This window comes from Bradyrhizobium sp. UFLA05-153 (assembly GCF_054185185.1).
This window is the reverse complement of record NZ_JBBIAM010000001.1, coordinates 247,456-264,117: the sequence shown is the minus strand read 5'-3', so window position 1 is coordinate 264,117 and position 16,662 is coordinate 247,456. Positions and strand designations below refer to the sequence as shown.

General features: G+C 64.5%; 15 protein-coding genes. 4 read left to right on the top strand and 11 right to left on the bottom strand.

All coding sequences use genetic code 11. From position 1 onward, the window contains the following. Positions 1 to 10: 10 nt before the first annotated feature. The 5 genes from Q2941_RS01220 to Q2941_RS01200 all read right to left on the bottom strand — a co-directional run bounded on the left by Q2941_RS01220 (position 11) and on the right by Q2941_RS01200 (position 5,507). On the bottom strand, positions 11 to 1,117 hold the full coding sequence (locus tag Q2941_RS01220; RefSeq protein WP_458191316.1) for an ABC transporter ATP-binding protein: 1,107 nt from the start codon (positions 1,115 to 1,117) through the stop codon (positions 11 to 13). 3 nt (positions 1,118 to 1,120) lie between these two features. Beyond that, a complete protein-coding gene (locus Q2941_RS01215) occupies positions 1,121 to 1,978 on the bottom strand; it encodes a carbohydrate ABC transporter permease (RefSeq protein ID WP_027521040.1) in 858 nt (285 codons plus the stop codon). 17 nt (positions 1,979 to 1,995) lie between these two features. Further along, positions 1,996 to 2,922 carry a carbohydrate ABC transporter permease gene (locus Q2941_RS01210; protein WP_181411702.1) on the bottom strand — a complete coding sequence of 309 codons (927 nt, stop codon included), beginning with the start codon at positions 2,920 to 2,922 and terminating at the stop codon, positions 1,996 to 1,998. Positions 2,923 to 3,049: 127 nt separating this feature from the next. Further along, positions 3,050 to 4,489 carry an extracellular solute-binding protein gene (locus tag Q2941_RS01205; protein ID WP_027521042.1) on the bottom strand — a complete coding sequence of 480 codons (1,440 nt, stop codon included), beginning with the start codon at positions 4,487 to 4,489 and terminating at the stop codon, positions 3,050 to 3,052. Positions 4,490 to 4,511: 22 nt separating this feature from the next. Next, positions 4,512 to 5,507 carry a sugar-binding transcriptional regulator gene (locus Q2941_RS01200; protein ID WP_156944068.1) on the bottom strand — a complete coding sequence of 332 codons (996 nt, stop codon included), beginning with the start codon at positions 5,505 to 5,507 and terminating at the stop codon, positions 4,512 to 4,514. Positions 5,508 to 5,682: 175 nt separating this feature from the next. On the opposite strand from Q2941_RS01200, the gene Q2941_RS01195 reads away from it, so the two are divergent. Genes Q2941_RS01195 through Q2941_RS01185 form a run of 3 tightly spaced genes read left to right on the top strand, consistent with a single transcriptional unit; the run spans position 5,683 to position 8,866 of the window. After that, positions 5,683 to 6,963 carry an FGGY-family carbohydrate kinase gene (locus Q2941_RS01195; RefSeq protein ID WP_458191315.1) on the top strand — a complete coding sequence of 427 codons (1,281 nt, stop codon included), beginning with the start codon at positions 5,683 to 5,685 and terminating at the stop codon, positions 6,961 to 6,963. Then, a complete protein-coding gene (locus Q2941_RS01190; protein WP_027521045.1) occupies positions 6,960 to 7,829 on the top strand; it encodes a TIGR01459 family HAD-type hydrolase in 870 nt (289 codons plus the stop codon). The genes Q2941_RS01195 and Q2941_RS01190 overlap by 4 nt, the downstream gene beginning before the upstream one ends. An 8-nt stretch (positions 7,830 to 7,837) precedes the next feature. Then, complete coding sequence (locus tag Q2941_RS01185; protein ID WP_027521046.1) at positions 7,838 to 8,866, top strand: class II aldolase/adducin family protein; 1,029 nt, start codon at positions 7,838 to 7,840, stop codon at positions 8,864 to 8,866. A gap of 2 nt (positions 8,867 to 8,868) precedes the next feature. On the opposite strand, the gene lhpI is transcribed toward Q2941_RS01185, so the two are convergent. From lhpI to amaB, 3 genes are all read right to left on the bottom strand, one after another. After that, a complete protein-coding gene (lhpI, locus tag Q2941_RS01180) occupies positions 8,869 to 9,849 on the bottom strand; it encodes a bifunctional Delta(1)-pyrroline-2-carboxylate/Delta(1)-piperideine-2-carboxylate reductase (RefSeq protein ID WP_458191314.1) in 981 nt (326 codons plus the stop codon). Positions 9,850 to 9,988: 139 nt separating this feature from the next. Beyond that, the gene (locus Q2941_RS01175; RefSeq protein ID WP_458191313.1) at positions 9,989 to 11,272 is read right to left on the bottom strand and encodes an NAD(P)/FAD-dependent oxidoreductase; all 1,284 of its coding nucleotides are present in this window, start codon (positions 11,270 to 11,272) and stop codon (positions 9,989 to 9,991) included. A 6-nt stretch (positions 11,273 to 11,278) separates the two neighbouring features. Next, positions 11,279 to 12,844 (bottom strand): L-piperidine-6-carboxylate dehydrogenase, encoded by a 1,566-nt coding sequence (amaB, locus tag Q2941_RS01170; RefSeq protein WP_027521049.1) that lies wholly within the window; start codon positions 12,842 to 12,844, stop codon positions 11,279 to 11,281. A 247-nt stretch (positions 12,845 to 13,091) separates the two neighbouring features. Here amaB and Q2941_RS01165 point away from each other — a divergent pair, with 247 nt between their 5' ends. Further along, positions 13,092 to 13,988, top strand: a complete 897-nt coding sequence (locus tag Q2941_RS01165; protein ID WP_027521050.1) for a LysR family transcriptional regulator — start codon at positions 13,092 to 13,094, stop codon at positions 13,986 to 13,988. A gap of 35 nt (positions 13,989 to 14,023) precedes the next feature. Here the strand turns inward: Q2941_RS01165 and Q2941_RS01160 are convergent, their stop codons facing one another. From Q2941_RS01160 to Q2941_RS01150, 3 genes are all read right to left on the bottom strand, one after another. After that, positions 14,024 to 14,659 carry a response regulator transcription factor gene (locus Q2941_RS01160; protein WP_027521051.1) on the bottom strand — a complete coding sequence of 212 codons (636 nt, stop codon included), beginning with the start codon at positions 14,657 to 14,659 and terminating at the stop codon, positions 14,024 to 14,026. A gap of 145 nt (positions 14,660 to 14,804) precedes the next feature. Beyond that, positions 14,805 to 15,434, bottom strand: coding sequence for a response regulator (locus tag Q2941_RS01155; protein ID WP_254113158.1), 630 nt, complete (start codon positions 15,432 to 15,434; stop codon positions 14,805 to 14,807). Between the two features lie 94 nt (positions 15,435 to 15,528). Then, positions 15,529 to 16,338, bottom strand: a complete 810-nt coding sequence (locus Q2941_RS01150; RefSeq protein WP_458191312.1) for a sensor histidine kinase — start codon at positions 16,336 to 16,338, stop codon at positions 15,529 to 15,531. Positions 16,339 to 16,662 lie beyond the last annotated feature (324 nt).

The window sequence follows — 16,662 nt, the reverse complement described above, 5'->3', positions numbered from 1 at the left end:
TCCGCTCTCCTCACGCCGCCTGACGCCGGTGCGGCAGACCAACCCGGAGCCCCGTCGCACGATCGAACAACAGCGCTGCCTCCGGCGCAAAGCGGACGAAGACGCCGTCGTCGGCACTCGCCATCGGTGAATCCGGCGGCAGCGCCGCGAGCCATTCGGAGCCGTCGGCAAAACGCAGCAGCAGCACGGCCCGCTCATGCATCGGCGTGATCGCGACGATGCGCGCTGGAATCGCGTCTTCGCTCGCTGTCCGGGTGACGACGAGATCGTCAGGGCGAACGCCGAGCCAGCATGGACCATGATCCGCAGCTTGCTGGTCCACTGGATCGAGCCGGACCTTCGTCCCGGCAATTTCGGCCGTCAGGTCCGCCTGTTCGGTGTGGGGCGTGACCTCGGCAAGATTGATGCTGGGGTCGCCGAACAGGCGCGCAACGGCAACGGATGCTGGCCGGGCATAGATCTCCTCGGGCCTTGCGACCTGGACGAGACGGCCCTCGATCAGCACCGCGATACGGTCGGCGATCGCCATCGCTTCGCGATAGTCCTGGGTGACGTAGAGCACCGCAGCGGAGCTGCGGCGCAGCAGGCTCGGCAGCTCGAGCCGCATTTCATAGCGAAGTTTCGCATCGACGTTGCGCAAGGGATCGTCGAGCAGCAGCACCTCCGGATTGCCGATCAGCGCACGCGCGAGCGACGTGCGCTGCTTCTGCCCGTTGGACAATTCGCGCGGCATGTGGCCGAGCACATGCTCGATCTTCAGCAACCGGCTGATCGAGGTGACCCGCGAGGTCAACTCTCCGCCCTTGGCTTTCGCCCGTAGCCCGCTCGCAATATTGTCCTGCGCGCTCATATGCGGGAACAGCGCAAAATTCTGGAAGGCCATGCCGATGCCGCGCCGCTCCGGCGGCGCGCCGACGATGGAGCGGCCGCCGACCAGGATGTCCCCATCGTCGGGCTCGAACATGCCCGCGATCATGCGGAGCAGCACGGTCTTGCCGCTGCCCGAAGGCCCGAACACTGCAACGATCTCGCCGGGCTCGACCACCAGCGACAGGTCGTCGGCGCAACGCACCGCGCCGAAAGCCTTGCCGACGGAATTGAGTTCGAGACGCGCCATGTGTCAGCCTTTCACCGCGCCGAGCGAGAGACCCTCGACCAGGTAGCGCTGCGCATAGAGCGCGAGCAGCAGCGTCGGCGTCACCGAGAGGACGATGGCGGCTGCGATCTGGCCGTACTGGATACCGGAGGCCGTGACGAAAGCGAGCGCACCCACGGTCACTGGCTGCTTGTCGGCGGAGGCCAGGATCAGCGCGAAGACGAAATTGTTCCAGCAGAAGATGAAGGACAGCAGTCCGGCCGCCGCGATGCCGGGACCGGCGAGCGGAACCGCAATGCGGGTAAAGGCCTCGCGCCAGGAATGGCCGGCGAGCCGATAGGCGTGCTCGATGTCCGGGCTGATATCCTCGAAATAGCCGCGCACGATCCACAGGATCAGGGGAAGCGCGATGAGCTGATAGACCCAGACGATGCCGAAATACGTGTCGCTGAGCCCGAGCTGCTGATAGTAGAGCGACAGCGGCAGCAGCACGAGCAGAGGCGGCGCAAAGCGGAACGACAGCAGCGTGAACGCGATGCTTTCGCCGAGCCGGAACTTGAACCGCGCGAACGCGTAAGCCGCTGGCACGCCGAGCAGCAGAGCCAGGAGCACCGCCGCGCTCGACAGCACGAAGCTGTTCATGAGGTTGCGCATGAAGGGGATCTCGAGATTGCCGGCCGTGGTGCGGAGCTGGCCCGAGATCAAGGCCTGATAGTTGGAAAGCGTCGGCTCGAACAGGATGTGCGGCGGGATCCGCAGGATCTGTTCATTCGTCTGGAACGACATCATGAGGATCCAGACGATCGGGAACATGAAGAAGACGAGCACCAGCGCCAGCGCCACGCCCCGGAAGATGCGACCTGCGAGACTGGAATGATCCATCTTCGCCTCCTTCGCTCTTACCCGTGACCGTGGGCGCGTGCGCGCAGCCGCAGCCAGTTCTTGATGAAGATGTTCGACAGGATGTTGGTGATCAGCCAGAGGATCATCAGCAGCGCCGCCGAGCGGCCGACATTGGTGTACTGGAAGAATTCGAGATAGGCCTGGACCTGGAACACCATCAGCCGGTCGCCGGGCCCGCCCTGCGTCATCGCATAGATGATGTCGAACTGCTGGATGGAATCGAGCAGGCGGAACAGCGAGGCCGTGATGATGTAGGGCGCGAGCATCGGCAACGTGATGCGGAAGAATACGAAGCTTGCCGGAACGCCGTCGAGTGCCGCGGCCTCGAACGGCTGGCGCGGCAGCGAGCGCAGGCCGGCCAACAAGAGGATCATGATGAAGGGCGTGTAGACCCAGACGTCGACCAGCACGACCGTAAACAGCGCACTCGACGGGTCCGACGCCCATTTGAAGTCGTGCACGCCGAACAGGCTGACCAGATAGGACAGGATGCCGAAGCTCGGGTTTGTCATCAGCTTCCACATCAGGGCGGCAATCGCTGGCGCCGTCATCAGCGGCAGCAGCAGCACGATCGACACCGCATTGTGGAAGCGCGTCGGCCGCCGCAGGAGCAGCGCGATACCAAGGCCGAGCAGAAGCTCGAGCACCACCGTCAAGGCGGTATAGACGAGCGAGATGCGCAGCGTATTCCAGAACGCGGGATCGGAGAGGAAGTCGATGTAGTTGTCGACACCGATGAAGCCGCGCAAGTACGGCAGGTTCAGACGGTAGCGCTGGAGCGAATAGACCGCGGCCGTCACGAACGGCACGAGGATGGCGATGCAGACGAGCAGAGCCGGCAGGCTCAGCAGGTAAGGCAGCATGCGCCCGCGCAGCCTCGTGGTGCGGCGCGGAAGCGCAGAGGTCTGAAGGAGTTGAACCATGCTCATGATGATACGGGATCACATACTCACTGCAACACCGCCGGCCCGGATCGTAGGCGTTCCGAACCGGCGGGTTGTCGTGGCGCGGAGGAATTGAGGCACCACGAAAGGCGTCAATCGAGGCAGTTCAACCAAGTCCTGCCTGCTTGAGCTGACGGTTGATGCTGTCAGCGAGCTTGTCGAGGCCTTCGTCGACGCTGATCTCCTTGGCGACCATCTTCTGGAGCGAGGCTGCCCATTCGGTGGTCAGGTCGAAGAACAGCGGCTGCGCCGTGAAGTAGATCTTGGCGCCCGGGGCCGATACGTCATGCTGCTCCAGATAGCCGGGATAGGATTTCGCGATGCGGTCGCGGAACTCCGAGTCCTTCCAGACCGAGGCGCGCACCGGGTTGACGAAGTCCATCTTGCGGGCGCCGAACAGATCGTGCTCGACGGAAGCCGCCCATTGCATGAACACCCAGGCCGCATCCTTCTGCTTCGAGAAGCTCGACATTGCGAGCGACCAGATCCAGACGTTGGGCGTCGGCGCCTTGGCCGCCGGGTTCGCGGCGAAGGGCGCGTAGCCGAGATTGCCCTTCTCCTTGTTGTCACCGCCGTTCATGAAGTAGCCGAGAATGTCGGCGTCGAAGATCATGCCGGAGGCGCCAGCGCCGAGGTCGGTGCCGACCTGGTACCAGGTATAGGTCGACCAGTTCTTCGGGCCCGAGGTCTGAATCATCTTGACCCATTTCTCGTGGAAATCCTTCGAAGCCTTGGTGTTCATCGCGGCCTTCAGCTTGCCGCCCTCCATCACAAAATCCCTCTGGCCGAAGTTCGAATAGGCCGAGAGGAAGCCCGGATGGATGGTCGCCCAGGAGCGCGACCCGCGAACGCCGACGCCGTAAGGCCCGCCGGCGTCCTTGGTGATCTTCGCGGCCACCTCGAGCATCTCGTCGAGGTTCGTCGGCGGCTTGACGCCGACCTTGCTGAAGATGTTGCGGTTGTATGTGATGTTGTTGAGCTCGTAGCCCCAGGGGATGCACCACTGCTTGGCCTTGCCCGAGCCGAGTTCGGAGCCGGCGACGCCGTCCCATGCGGTCGAGGAGCGCAGGCCCGGCAGCACGTCGTCCCAGGCGAAGGCCGGGTTGGTCTTGGCGGGATCCTTGATGTAGCTGTTGAGGTCCTCGATCCAGCCGGCCGGACCGTAGGTCCAGGTCATGTAGGCGCCGGTCATGAAGGCGTCGTACTGATCCGATTTCGAGGACAGCGCCGCCGTCACCTTGTCGAAATAGACGTCCTCCGGGAAGATGTCGTAGGTGACATTCATGCCCGTCAGCGCCTTGAATGCTTCGAGGTCGCCGATCATGGCATCGACGTAGGGATGCTTATTCAGCAGCAGCTTGACGGACTTGCCGCTATAGGCCTTCCAGTTGAAGTCCGCGGCCATCGCCCGCGACATTGCGGAGGCGAAGGTTGCGTTGGCCGCCGCGCCGGCGATACCGAGCTTGGCGGCTCCGTCCAGTAGATCACGCCGGCTGATCCGTTTGGCGGCGTAGGAATCGAACAGATTCTTCTCGCGGTCGTGCATTGTAACCTCCCATGGTGCGCGTTTACTTACCCTTCCGACTCTTGTTCTTGGTTTTGCCGGATGTTGCCTCCGGCCTGTCGGTAGCGAGTGCCTGCGCTGTCACCTCATCGATGATGAGGCCGTGCAGGAGGCCGCTGCGCAAAACCGCGCGCAGCGCCGTGACTTTTGCCAGTCCGCCGCCGATGGCGACGATGCGGTGTTTCCGCAAATCCGCCGCCTCCATCGAGGTGGCGCGCGCCGACAGATCGATGTCGAGCATCTCGCCATCGGCATTGAAGAAATGGCCGAGCAGGTCGGCGCAGGCGCCTTCCCGCTTCAGTTCCACGACCTCGTCCGGCCTGATCATGCCGCTCGAGACCAGGAAGCCCTCGGCGTGGATCTGGCCGATGCCGACGAACAGCAGCGAGGCCTTGCGGGCGAGCGCGAATACGTCGGCGATGCCGTATTGCTGCATCAGCACCGCGCGGTCGGCGACGGAATTGGCGAACACGGGAACAGGCAGAAGATAGGCTTCCGCGCCGGTGCGCTCGGCGAGGCGATGGATGACGTCGAACGGATTGGCGGCGAATTTCCGTGTCAGTCCGCCAAGCAGCGATACGAATTGCACGCCGCGTGCAGGTGTCTGCGGCAGTTGTTCCACCATCGCGGCGAGCGTGCGGCCATGGCCGACGCCGATGATCTTGTGCTCGCCGCGCTCGAGGATCTGCCGCAGGAAGCTGGCCCCCTCCAGCGCCAGCGCCTTCAGCGGCAGGTCGCCCTCGCCGAGATCGGGTGCGACGCGGCAGAAGGAGAGCCCGTAGCGCTCGACCAGCGTGTTCTCCAGCGCAACGCATTCGGCGACCGGCCCTTCCACGAAGACGCGGATCATGCCCTCGCGGCTGGCGCGCGCGATCAGCCGGTGCGCCTTGGTGCTCTGGATGTTGAGGCGGTCGGCGACCTCCGACTGGGTCAGTCCGGCGGCGAAATAGAGCCAGGCCGCGCGGGTCGCGAGCGACGCTTCGCCGTCAATCGTCGCCATCCTGTCGGGTTGCATCACCACGGCGAAAAAGCCTGCTTGCAAATTTCTTCACGCCTTGCAAAAAATTGCAGAGGCCGGCCGGGACGTCAATCCCCCAAACGTGCTGCAGTGCAATCGCGGGGGCGATTGTGAACTGCGCCGCAATCGACAGAGTGCCAAAGGGAGGTGAGATCCAATGACGGGCTTGTTCCTCGGCATCGACGTCGGAACCAGCGGCGTTCGCGCCTGCGCCGTCGATGCGCGCGGCGACATCCAGGGCATGGAGTCCGCCACCCTGCCCCCACCGCGACAGGACGGTAACGCGATCGATCAGGACCCCGAATTCTGGTGGCACGCGAGCGTCGTTGCGATCAGCAAGCTCGGACGCGGCATCGATCTCCAGGCCGTCGAGCACGTTTGCGTTGACGGCACGTCCGGCACGCTGCTCCTGATCGACGCGGCCGGCCGTCCCTGCACGCCGGGGCTGATGTACAACGACGCCCGCGCGGCAAAGGAAGCCCAGCGCATTGCATCAGTTGCGCCGAAGGAAAGCGGCGCTCACGGCGCCAGCAGCGCATTGGCGAAACTGCTTCATTTGTTGGGCCAAAGCGACGCAAGAAGCGCGCGCTTTGCCGTGCATCAGGCCGATTGGATCGCCGGCCGGCTGGCGGGAACCCACGGCGTCAGCGACGAGAACAACGTCCTCAAGCTCGGCTACGATCCCGTCACGCGCAGCTGGCCGGCCTGGCTCGATCAGCTCGGCGTGCCGCACACACTTTTGCCGCGCGTGCTGGTGCCGGGGACGCCGTTTGCCGAGATCGATCCAGGGGTTGCCTCAGAGCTCGGCCTGTCGAAAACGGCCCGCATCACGGCCGGCACCACCGACGGCGTCGCCGCGTTCATCGCGACGCGCGCCGATAACCCCGGCGATGCCGTGACCTCGCTCGGGACGACGCTGGTCGTCAAGCTGCTCGCGACGCAGCCGATCTTCGCCGCCGATCAGGGCGTCTATTCGCACCGGCTCGGCGAGCGCTGGCTCGCCGGCGGCGCCTCCAATTCCGGCGGCGGCGCGCTGCTCGCGCATTTCTCGGCGGCAGAGATGGAACGGCTGACGCCGCAACTGCGACCGGAGGAGCCGACCGGGCTCGACTACTATCCCTTGCCAAAGCCAGGCGAGCGCTTTCCGATCGCCGATCCGTCCTTGGCCGCACGGATCACGCCGCGCCCGGCGGAAGACCATCGCTTCTTCCAGGCGCTGCTCGAAGGCATCGCATCGGTCGAAGCCCTCGCCTATCAGCGCCTCGCTGCGCTCGGAGCACCGCGACTGCGCCGCGTCGTCAGCATCGGCGGCGGTGCGAAGAACCCGGCATGGACCGAGATCAGACGCCGCGCGCTCGGTGTTGCCGTCACGACGGCCGAGCAAACCGAAGCGAGCTACGGTGCAGCGCTGCTGGCCTTGCAGGGCAGCCCGTCATGAGAGTCGGCACAATCGAAATCAATACTTTGAGCGCGATCGCCGACCGGTTCGATCACGTGCTGCTCGACCAATGGGGCACGCTGCATGAAGGCGGCACCGTGTTTCCGGCCGCGCGGGACTGCGTGGTGAAGCTCAAGACCGCGGGCAAGCGCGTGCTGGTGCTGTCGAACTCCGGCAAGCGTGCACGCAGCAACGAAGAGCGGCTTGCAAGGCTCGGCCTGCCGCCGACGGCCTATGACGGCATCCTGACCTCCGGCGAAGTGACCTGGGCGGGATTGCTTCAACGCGCACGCGCCCCTTTCGCCAATCTCGGCCGATCATGTTTTCTCATCACGCGCGGCGGCGATCATTCCGTTATCGACGGTCTCGGCCTCTCGATCGTGACCGAGATCGAGAAGGCCGATTTCATCCTGCTGGCCGGGCTCGATGATGACGTCGCTGAGCCCGAGCACTGGCGCGCACGCTTCGCCGCGGCGGCAGCGCGGCGGTTGCCGATGCTGTGCGCCAACCCTGATTTGACCATGTTCAGCGCGAACGGATTGGTCCCGGCGCCGGGCGCACTGGCGCGGTTCTACGAGAGGTTTGGCGGTGCCGTGGCATTTGTCGGCAAGCCGCACGCGCCGATCTTCGAGGCGGCACTGGAGCAACTCGGCCATCCCGATCCGAAGCGGGTCCTGATGATCGGCGATTCCCTCGATCACGACGTCGCCGGCGCACGGGCCAAGGGAATGCTGACCCTGTTCCTCGGCGCGGGCGTGCACAGGGACGCACTCGCAGGCGCGCCCGATCTGCCGGCGGCGATCCGCATGCTGGCGGGATCGCAGGAGATGATACCGGACTGGCTGATGAACCACTTGACCTGGTGAGGCCTGCAATGCGCGAGCCTGCACAACTCGATGATCTCCGCCATATGTCGGCGCGCGTCGGCCGCAACATCCTGCTGGTGCAGGGTGCCGGCGGCAACTCCTCGATCAAGGATGGCGATGTGCTCTGGGTGAAGGCGTCCGGCACCTGGCTTGCGGATGCGGAAGCCAAGGACATCTTCGTGCCGGTGTCGCTTGGCGCAGCGCGCGCTGCGCTTATGCAAGGCGACGAAAAGGTGCCTCTTGCTCCCGGCACCAACTCGACATTGCGCGCCTCGATCGAGACCTCGCTCCACGCGCTCATGCCACATCCCGTCGTGTTGCACGTTCATTCGGTCAATACGATCGCCTGGGCGGTGCGGTCCGACGCGCGCGAGGAGCTTGCCAGGCGCCTCGACGGCTTGTCCTGGCGCTGGCTCGACTATCATCATCCGGGACTGCCGCTGGCCAAGGCCGTGAGCGATATCCTGGCGGAGGATGCCGTGGATATCCTGATCCTCGGCAACCATGGGCTGGTGGTCGGCGCTGACAGCTGCGCGGCGGCCGAGACGCTGGTGGACGAGGTCGAGAGGCGGCTCGCACTCACCCAGCGCAGTGCCATACCAGCCGATGACGAGGCGCTCCGCTCAATCTGCGCCGGCACCGATTATCGTTCGCCAAAAGATCCGCTCTGCCACAGCATCGCGATCGACCGCTACAGCCGTGCCATTGCGACCAGCGGCTCGCTGTATCCGGACCACGTCGTCTTTCTCGGTCCCGGCCTGCCCGTGCTGGACCATGGCGAGGATCTGCGCGTCCTGACGTCGCGAGCCCATACGGACAGGCGGCCGCCTCCGGTCGCCCTCCTCGTTCCCGGCCTCGGCTGTGTCATTCGCAAGGATGCAAGCAATGGTGCCGAAGCCATGCTGACCTGTCTCGGACTGGTGACCTGCCGTGTGCCCCTTATCGCCGAGGTCCACTATCTCTCGGCCGAGAACGAGCACGCGTTGCTGAGCTGGGACGCCGAACGGTATCGCCAGCAATTGACCGCCGATCGCTGACCTTATGACGCCGCCCCGCCAATCCCGGAATCCCATCCGCCGACGAGGAGTGACGCGGCCGCGAGATCCTCGGACGCCGCCCCGACTGACTTGAACAGCGTGATCTCACTCTCCTCGAGACGACCGGGCCGCGCACCGCTGGCCAGCTCATGCAGATCACCACAGATCCTGGCGGCGTCCCAGCGCCCGGCGGCGATCGGCTGGAGCAGATCGCCGGCTTCCGCGAGCGCACCACCATAGGTGTCGACAAAAACGCGGCTGCGGCAGACGGCCTCGTCGTCGCTCTCGCGCATCTTGGGCGTGAACGCACCGACGAGATCGAGATGTGTGCCCGTTCCTAAGTGTCGACCAAGAACGATGGGCTCGACCGATGTCGTCGCGCAACTGACGATATCTGCCTCGGCCAATGCCGCGGGCAGATCGACAACCGCCTCGGCGCCGAACCCTTGCCGGGAGATCTCGCCTGCAAAAGCCTCCGCGCGCTGCGGATTGCGGCCCCAAACGAGCACGCGCTCGATTGGACGCGTGGCGCGATGCGCGGCCGGCAGACAGGCCGCGATGCGACCCGTGCCTATGACGAGCAACGTCTTGCTGTCCGGGTGCGACAGATAGCGCGAGGCAAGCGCGGAAGCAGCCGCCGTCCGCCGGTTGGTCAGCGCTTCGCCGTCGATCATCGCACGCGGCTGGCCGGTGGTGCCGTCGAACAGCGTGTAGAGCGATGACACGGCGCCGAGGCCGCGGGACGCGTTCGCAGGGAATACCGTCACGAGCTTCACCCCGAGCGCCTTGCCTCGTTCCCAGGCCGGCATGGTCAGGAGATGGCCGGGCGTGTCGGGAGCTCCGACGTCGTAACTCTGCCGAACCGGCATTGCCTCGCCGCCACGCCGGAAGGACTCGGCCAGCGCGTCGATCAGTCTGAGATAGTCAAGGCCGGCCTCGACCTCAGCAGCGGTGTAGTAGCGCAGCAAGGCATCCTCTTTCATGGTTCGACGGCTTAAAGCATGACCCGGAAAAGTGTGAAGCCGTTTTCCCTCGCGACAAACGCGGAACGCGTTTGCGCGGAGATCATGCTCAAACAACAACCTAAAGCGCGATGACGATTCATCCCAATCTCATCGCGCTTTAGAGCCGCGCTTCGGTCAGATGAACGAGCTGGGATCCGGCGCGGTAGAGAGCCTCCTGTGCGAGGCGGAAGCGCGGCTCCTCGCAGGCTGCGACCGGCAGCGGAAGGTCTTTTTCAGCGACATGGCCGAGCACGTAGGACGCCAGCACACCGCCAAACACCGTGCCCGGCGCGATACCCCGGCCGTTGTAGCCGCTGAAGGCGATGACGTTGCGGTCGAGCTTGTGAAAACGCGGCAGATTGTCCGAGGTCATACCGATCATCCCGAACCAGCCAGCCTCGAACCTGATGTCGGCAAGCTGCGGAAACAATTTTCGCAGCGAACGAATGGCCCACGCCCTGTGGATCGCGGCACCGCTTCCCTCGAGCGCACCGACGCTGCCAAACACCAGTCGGCCTGCGCGGTCGAAGCGGAACGAGGAGAGCACCTGCTTGGTGTCCCAGGCTCCCTGCCGTTCCGGCAGGATCGACGCCCTCAGATTGTCCGACAGGGGCTCGGTCGCAAAATTGAAGTAAGGCAGATGAATCTGCTCCTGCCGAACCTGCGACCACGGGCCTTGCGCATAGGCATCGGTGGCAACGATCACCCAATTCGCGCGGACCGATCCCGATTTCGTGTCGATCTTCCAGCGCGAGCCGTCCATGTGCGCGGCGAGAACGGGACTTTGGGTAAAGATCTTCGCGCCCGCCGCCAGCGCGACGCGCGCCAGGCCGCGGACATAGGCGAGCGGCTGAATGGTGCCGGCGCGCTTGTCCAGCAGCGCACCGGCGTAGTCGCCGCCGCCGATCTTGGCGCGCGTCTCTTCGGCGTTGAGCACCTCGACCCGTGCACCGCGCCGCTGCCATTGCTCGGCACGGGCCTCGATCTCGGCCAGGCCCTTATGCCCGACGGCGCAATGCAGCGTGCCCGCGCGCTCCGGCTCACAATCGATGCCCTGCTTTTCGATGAGATCGAACACCTTCGCCGGTCCGTGACCGAGAAGATCGATCAGGCGCTCGCCAAAGACCTGACCCAGCGTCGAGGTGAGAGCATCGGGCATGACCCACATGCCCGCATTGACGAGACCGACATTGCGCCCCGATCCGCCGAACCCGATCTCGGAAGCTTCAAGCACGGCGACGCGCGCGCCTCCCTCGGCGAGATGAAGCGCGGAGGACACGCCGGTATATCCGCCGCCGATGACGACGACATCGACATCCAGCTCGCCCACGAGCGTCATGGTCTCAGGCGCAGCCGGCGCCGTCAGCGCCCAAAGACCATGCGATCGCGGATCATCCTGCATCAGGCCTCACACCACGTCGAACTTGACGCCCTGGGCCAGCGGGAGCGTTCGGCCATAATTGATGGTGTTCGTGGCCCGGCGCATATAGGCCTTCCACGCATCGGACCCGGACTCGCGTCCGCCGCCGGTCTCCTTCTCGCCGCCGAACGCGCCGCCGATCTCCGCGCCGGACGGACCGATATTGACGTTGGCGATCCCGCAATCGGAGCCGCGCGCCGACAGGAACGTCTCGGCTTCGCGCAAATCATTGGTGAAGATCGACGAGGAGAGCCCTTGCGGAACGGCATTGTGCAGTTCGAGGACGGAATCGAAATCGCTGTATTTGATCACGTAGAGGATCGGCGCGAAGGTCTCCTGCTCGACAGGCCCCGTCTGCGCAGCAATCTCGACCAGCGCGGGACGAACGTAGTACGCGTCCGTCGCGTCCTCGACGGCAATCGGCTCGCCGCCGTGAATGGCGGCCCCCGCCGCCTTCGCGGCCTCGAGCGCACCCTGCATCGCACGATAGGCCGCGCCGTCGATCAACGGACCAACCAGCGTGCCGGCTTCCAGGGGACTGCCGACGGACACGGATGCGTAGGCCCGCTTCAGCCGCGGAACGAAGCTGTCATACACGCTCTCATGGACGAAGAGGCGCCGAAGCGTCGTGCAACGCTGGCCGGCGGTTCCCATCGCGGCAAAGGCAACGCCGCGCAGCGTCAGATCGAGGTCGGCCGTCGGCGCGACGATGGCTGCATTGTTGCCGCCGAGTTCGAGAATTGCGCGCGCGAAACGCTTGGCGAGCCGCGGCCCCACGGCGCGGCCCATCGCGGTCGAGCCCGTGGCCGACACCAGCGGGACCTTCGCATGGTCGACAAGCAGCTCGCCGAGGTCGCGGCCGCCAATCAGCAGCGCCGCAAGCCCTGCAGGCGCGCTTCCGCCTTCCTTCGTAAAGCGCGTCAGCGCGCGGTCGAACAGCGCCTGCGTCGCCAGCGCCGTCAGCGGGGTCTTCTCGGACGGCTTCCACACGATGCTGTTGCCGCAAACGAGTGCCAGCGCCGCGTTCCACGCCCAGACGGCGACCGGGAAATTGAAGGCGGAGATGATGCCGGTCACGCCGAGCGGATGCCAGCTCTCCATCATCCGATGCTCGCCGCGCTCGGTGGCGATGGTCAGGCCATAGAGTTGGCGGGACAGCCCGACGGCGAAGTCGCAGATGTCGATCATCTCCTGAACCTCGCCGAGGCCCTCGGACACGATCTTGCCGACCTCGATCGACACCAGCCGGCCCAAAGCCTGCTTGTTGGCGCGAAGCTCTTCGCCGAACAGCCGGACCAGCTCACCGCGCTTCGGTGCCGGTACCAGCCGCCAGACCTGGAAGGCCGCATGTGCCTTCGCAATCAGCGCGGCGGCGTCGGCCGCGCCGACTTCCCTGACCTTCCCGACGATCTTGCCGGTGATCGGCGTCTGCACGGCGAGCGTGCCCTCCGTGTAGCTCGCACGGCTCACGCCGACGTCGGCGAGGAGCCTGTCGACCTCAGCGGCAAGATCGGCGGTGTGAGCTTGGGTCTGAGGGGCGGGTTTGACGGACATGACAGGCTTTCCGAAGTCGGCGTTGATTTGGATGGCGCGGCCGTTGCGTCTGGTTGAGCGCGCCGGCCCTTGATCGAACTGAAGTGGCACGCTGGTCAATGGCTAATTCTCGTGAGGCCGCCGCTCGGAACTGGGCCTGACCACCACGAGAGTCATGCAAAATTAGCATGAAGCGCCCGAACTATTCTTGCCTTTTCAAGACCACCAAACGATGATTGCTCAATAGATCATTCCAAGATGGAATAATATGCAGCCGTCCCGTCGCTTCCTGCCGTCAACCGCTCTGCTTGCCGCCTTTGAAGCTGCGGCGCGCACCGGCAGCGTGACGCTGGCAGCCAAGGAGCTCAGCCTGACCCAGGGGGCTGTCAGCCGGCAGATCAAGTCGCTGGAAGAGCAACTCGGTGTCGAACTGTTCGTCCGCGAGCGCCAGACCATTCGGCTGACGCCCGCCGGCGAAGCCTATGCGCGCGAGATTCGCGACGCGCTGCGGAAGATCAGCACCGCCTCGTTCAACCTGCGCGCCAATCCGAGAGGCGGCACGCTCAATCTGGCGATCCTGCCGACGTTCGGCACGCGCTGGCTGGCGCCACGCCTTCCGAGATTCCTGGCGCAGAATCCGGGCGTCACCGTCAATCTTGCAACCCGCCTGTCCTACTTCGATTTTCGTTCCGAGCCGCTGGATGCAGCGATCCATTTCGGATCACCGGACTGGCCGGGCGCCGAGATGGTCCTCCTGCGCTCGGAGGAAGTCGTTCCCGCCTGCAGTCCCGAGCTCAGGAAGCAATTCCACTTTCGCTCGGCAGGAGACATCAGGAAGGCATTGCTGCTCAGCATCTCGACGCGACCGAACGCATGGGACCAATGGTTCCTTGCGCAGGGCGTTCCAGGGGCGTCCGCCCAGACGATGTATTTCGATCAGTTTGCAACGGTTGCCCAGGCGGCGATGGTCGGCGTGGGCGTTGCGCTTCTTCCCACGTTCCTGATCCAGGACGAGCTGGCCAGCGGTCGCCTCGTGCGCGCCCTCAACCTGCCGATGGAGAGCCCCGAACGATACTATCTGGTGTGGCCGTCGGAACGAGCGCCCCACCCGCCCCTCGTCGTCTTTCGGGATTGGCTGCTCGCTGAGACGGTAGCCGATCGGTGAGCGAATTGGCGAGCCGCCAGCCCGCCAATGCCCCTTCACGGCGCCACCAGTCGCTTGCGAATGGCATAGCGCACCAGCTCGGCCGTCGACGACATCCCGAGCTTGCGCATTGCGGACGCGCGATGCGTCTCGACCGTCTTCACGCTCAGCTTCAGGATCGTGCTGATGGACCTGTTGGTATGTCCTTCGGCAATGAGCTGAACCACGCTCTGCTCGCGCGACGTGAGCAGCATGGCCGACTTGTTCTGCTTGTTGAGCTGGTAGTCGTGGAGCAGCTTCTCCAGCAGCAGGCTGGTGAAGTAAGGCCGGCCGTCGAGCAGCGCCTCGATGGCGGAAATCAGGTGGTTCCTGGCATCCGACTTGAACAGGAACCCGCGAACTCCTGCCAGGATGGCCTCGGTCAGCAGCTCCTCATTCTCGTGCATCGTCAGGATCAGCACTTCCGTGCGCACATGCAGCGCCTTCAGACGACGGCTGACCTCCAGCCCGTTCATGAGCGGCATCGAATAGTCGACGATCACGATATCGGGCCGCGTCTCCAACGCCAATGCGACCGCCTGCTCGCCATTGGTCGCCTCTCCGCTGACGATCCAGTTGGAGCGGGTTTCGACGATCGCCCGCAGCCCGGAGCGCACGACTTCATGATCATCCGCAATCACGATGCGCTTCACGACGTCGTTCCCGTATGCCGGCCCGCGGGCCCATCGGGCGATCGATGGAGGCGACCGGCAGGAAGATCGAGCGATCATACCGGTCGCGGTCCAGCGGGTTATCCCACAAAACCCTGAAATCCCTCGGCGATTGTACCCAAAGGCCTCATACCTCGATCAGCCCGGCCCGCACCGCGTAGCGGACCAGTCCGGCCGTCGAATTCACGTCGAGCTTGCGCATCGCGGCCGCCCGGTGCGCCTCCGTCGTCTTGACGCTGAGGTCCAGGATGGAGCTGATGCCTTTGTTGCTATAGCCCTCCGCGACTAGCTTGACGACGAGCTGCTCCCGCGGGGTGAGCGCCTGCCTACTGTCCATGCTGGAGCTCAGCCCGCGATCCAGTTCGTTCTGACAGCTCCTGGTACAGAACGGCTTGTGCGCCAGGAGCGCCTCGACCGCCGCCAGCAGAAGTTTGTTGGCGTCGGACTTCAGCAGGAAGGCGCGCGCACCTGCCTGGAACGCCTCCTGCGCAAGCAGGCTGGAATTGTGCACCGTGAAGATCAGCACCTCGGTCTGAAGCGGGTATTCCCTGATCCGCCGTGCGACTTCCACCCCCGTCATGCGCGGCATGGAAAAATCGACGATGGCGACGTGGGGCTGGTTGGCGATTGCAGCGGCAACAGCCTTGCTGCCGTCATTGGCCTCAGCGACCACCTCCCAATCCGCCCGCTGCTCGAGCACGGCTCGCAAGCCCGACCGTACGGCCTCGTGATCATCTGCGATAAGAAACCGCTTCATGGCAGCGCACTCCAGGTTTTTTGACACGGTGGCAGCCCCAGACGCCAGGCGCGATAGACGATTTCGGCCACCACCGGTGATCAGTTTTCTTCTTTCACGATGTGCCTGCGTGGACCCTCGCGACTGTTGCGGTCTTCCTGTTGCGTTTGCTTTCGACGAAATCGCGCGGCAACACCGCCAGCAATGTGGTGCCGGAATGTCGCGCCGCCGAGCCGGACTGGATATGAAGCGTACCTCCGATTTGCTGCAATCTGGCCCTCATGGCCGGAATGCCGACGCCCATTACAGCCTTCGTACTGGATTTGGCATGGGCAGCCGGAAAGCCTCGCCCGTTGTCGCTGACCGTCAGTTGAACATGGCTGCCGGTCGAGGCGATGACGATTCTAACTTCCGTCGCCTTCGCATGACGAAAGACGTTCGTCAGGGCCTCCTGGACGACCCGGAGCAACGAATGCTGCTTGTCACGCGACAAGCGATCGATATCCGACGAAATCCTGGTCGTCACGTGCAGGGATGTCCGCGTGGCAAATCCCCGCGAATAGCGTTCGATCGTCGCTTTCAGACCGTCGACCGTCAGATTCTGCGGGTGCAGCAGATAGGCGAACGCTCGGATCTCCCGCAGCGCTTCGTCGATCGAGGCATCGATCTCGTCACATAGCCGCGCAGCTCCGGCCGGGTCGTTCAGGCAGGTGCGCAGGCGCATCAGGCCGAGGCTCGCTGCGATCAGATACTGGCAGGTTGAATCGTGAAGATCGGATGCGATCCGCTGCTGGATGCACTCCTGAAGGGACACCAGGCTGGCGTTCGGAGGCACGTCGCCGAGCCGCTCTTCCGGACCGATTGGCAGCCATTCCCTGACGCCGGTTCGACTCGACTCGCAGGTGGGGGAGCCATGTAGCTTCACGGTACGCACTCACTCTTTGAGCGACCTTGGCATCGAAGCTCAATGCCGAGTCTTCAATGTTCCCGAACGCGAGGGTCGCTCCCTGCCCCGTCGACGCCACGCCAGGTGATGATCTCTGGATCAGAACCCGCGCCCTCGGGCTTGCGGGATTATACACCGCTGGGTCAGGTACACTACCAAGTAGTACCCTATGCCGATTGAAATCCCGAATATGTGAAAGATGAAGTCCGGAGCGTGTGATTGTGCAGTTCGTGCCAAATCGCCGCGAACCGACGTTCAACATCACTGCAACAGAGACTAAAACGCCTTCCAACGGGCTCCGTG

Coding starts and splice junctions, on each gene's coding strand:
- Q2941_RS01175 (WP_458191313.1), bottom strand. CDS start 11,272: ATGCAGGATGATCCGCGATCGCATGGTCTTTGGGCGCTGACGGCGCCG.
- Q2941_RS01190 (WP_027521045.1), top strand. CDS start 6,960: ATGAGAGTCGGCACAATCGAAATCAATACTTTGAGCGCGATCGCCGAC.
- Q2941_RS01200 (WP_156944068.1), bottom strand. CDS start 5,507: ATGGCGACGATTGACGGCGAAGCGTCGCTCGCGACCCGCGCGGCCTGG.
- Q2941_RS01155 (WP_254113158.1), bottom strand. CDS start 15,434: ATGAAGCGGTTTCTTATCGCAGATGATCACGAGGCCGTACGGTCGGGC.
- Q2941_RS01220 (WP_458191316.1), bottom strand. CDS start 1,117: ATGGCGCGTCTCGAACTCAATTCCGTCGGCAAGGCTTTCGGCGCGGTG.
- Q2941_RS01215 (WP_027521040.1), bottom strand. CDS start 1,978: ATGGATCATTCCAGTCTCGCAGGTCGCATCTTCCGGGGCGTGGCGCTG.
- Q2941_RS01165 (WP_027521050.1), top strand. CDS start 13,092: ATGCAGCCGTCCCGTCGCTTCCTGCCGTCAACCGCTCTGCTTGCCGCC.
- Q2941_RS01195 (WP_458191315.1), top strand. CDS start 5,683: ATGACGGGCTTGTTCCTCGGCATCGACGTCGGAACCAGCGGCGTTCGC.
- lhpI (WP_458191314.1), bottom strand. CDS start 9,849: ATGAAAGAGGATGCCTTGCTGCGCTACTACACCGCTGCTGAGGTCGAG.
- Q2941_RS01210 (WP_181411702.1), bottom strand. CDS start 2,922: ATGGTTCAACTCCTTCAGACCTCTGCGCTTCCGCGCCGCACCACGAGG.
- Q2941_RS01205 (WP_027521042.1), bottom strand. CDS start 4,489: ATGCACGACCGCGAGAAGAATCTGTTCGATTCCTACGCCGCCAAACGG.
- amaB (WP_027521049.1), bottom strand. CDS start 12,844: ATGTCCGTCAAACCCGCCCCTCAGACCCAAGCTCACACCGCCGATCTT.
- Q2941_RS01185 (WP_027521046.1), top strand. CDS start 7,838: ATGCGCGAGCCTGCACAACTCGATGATCTCCGCCATATGTCGGCGCGC.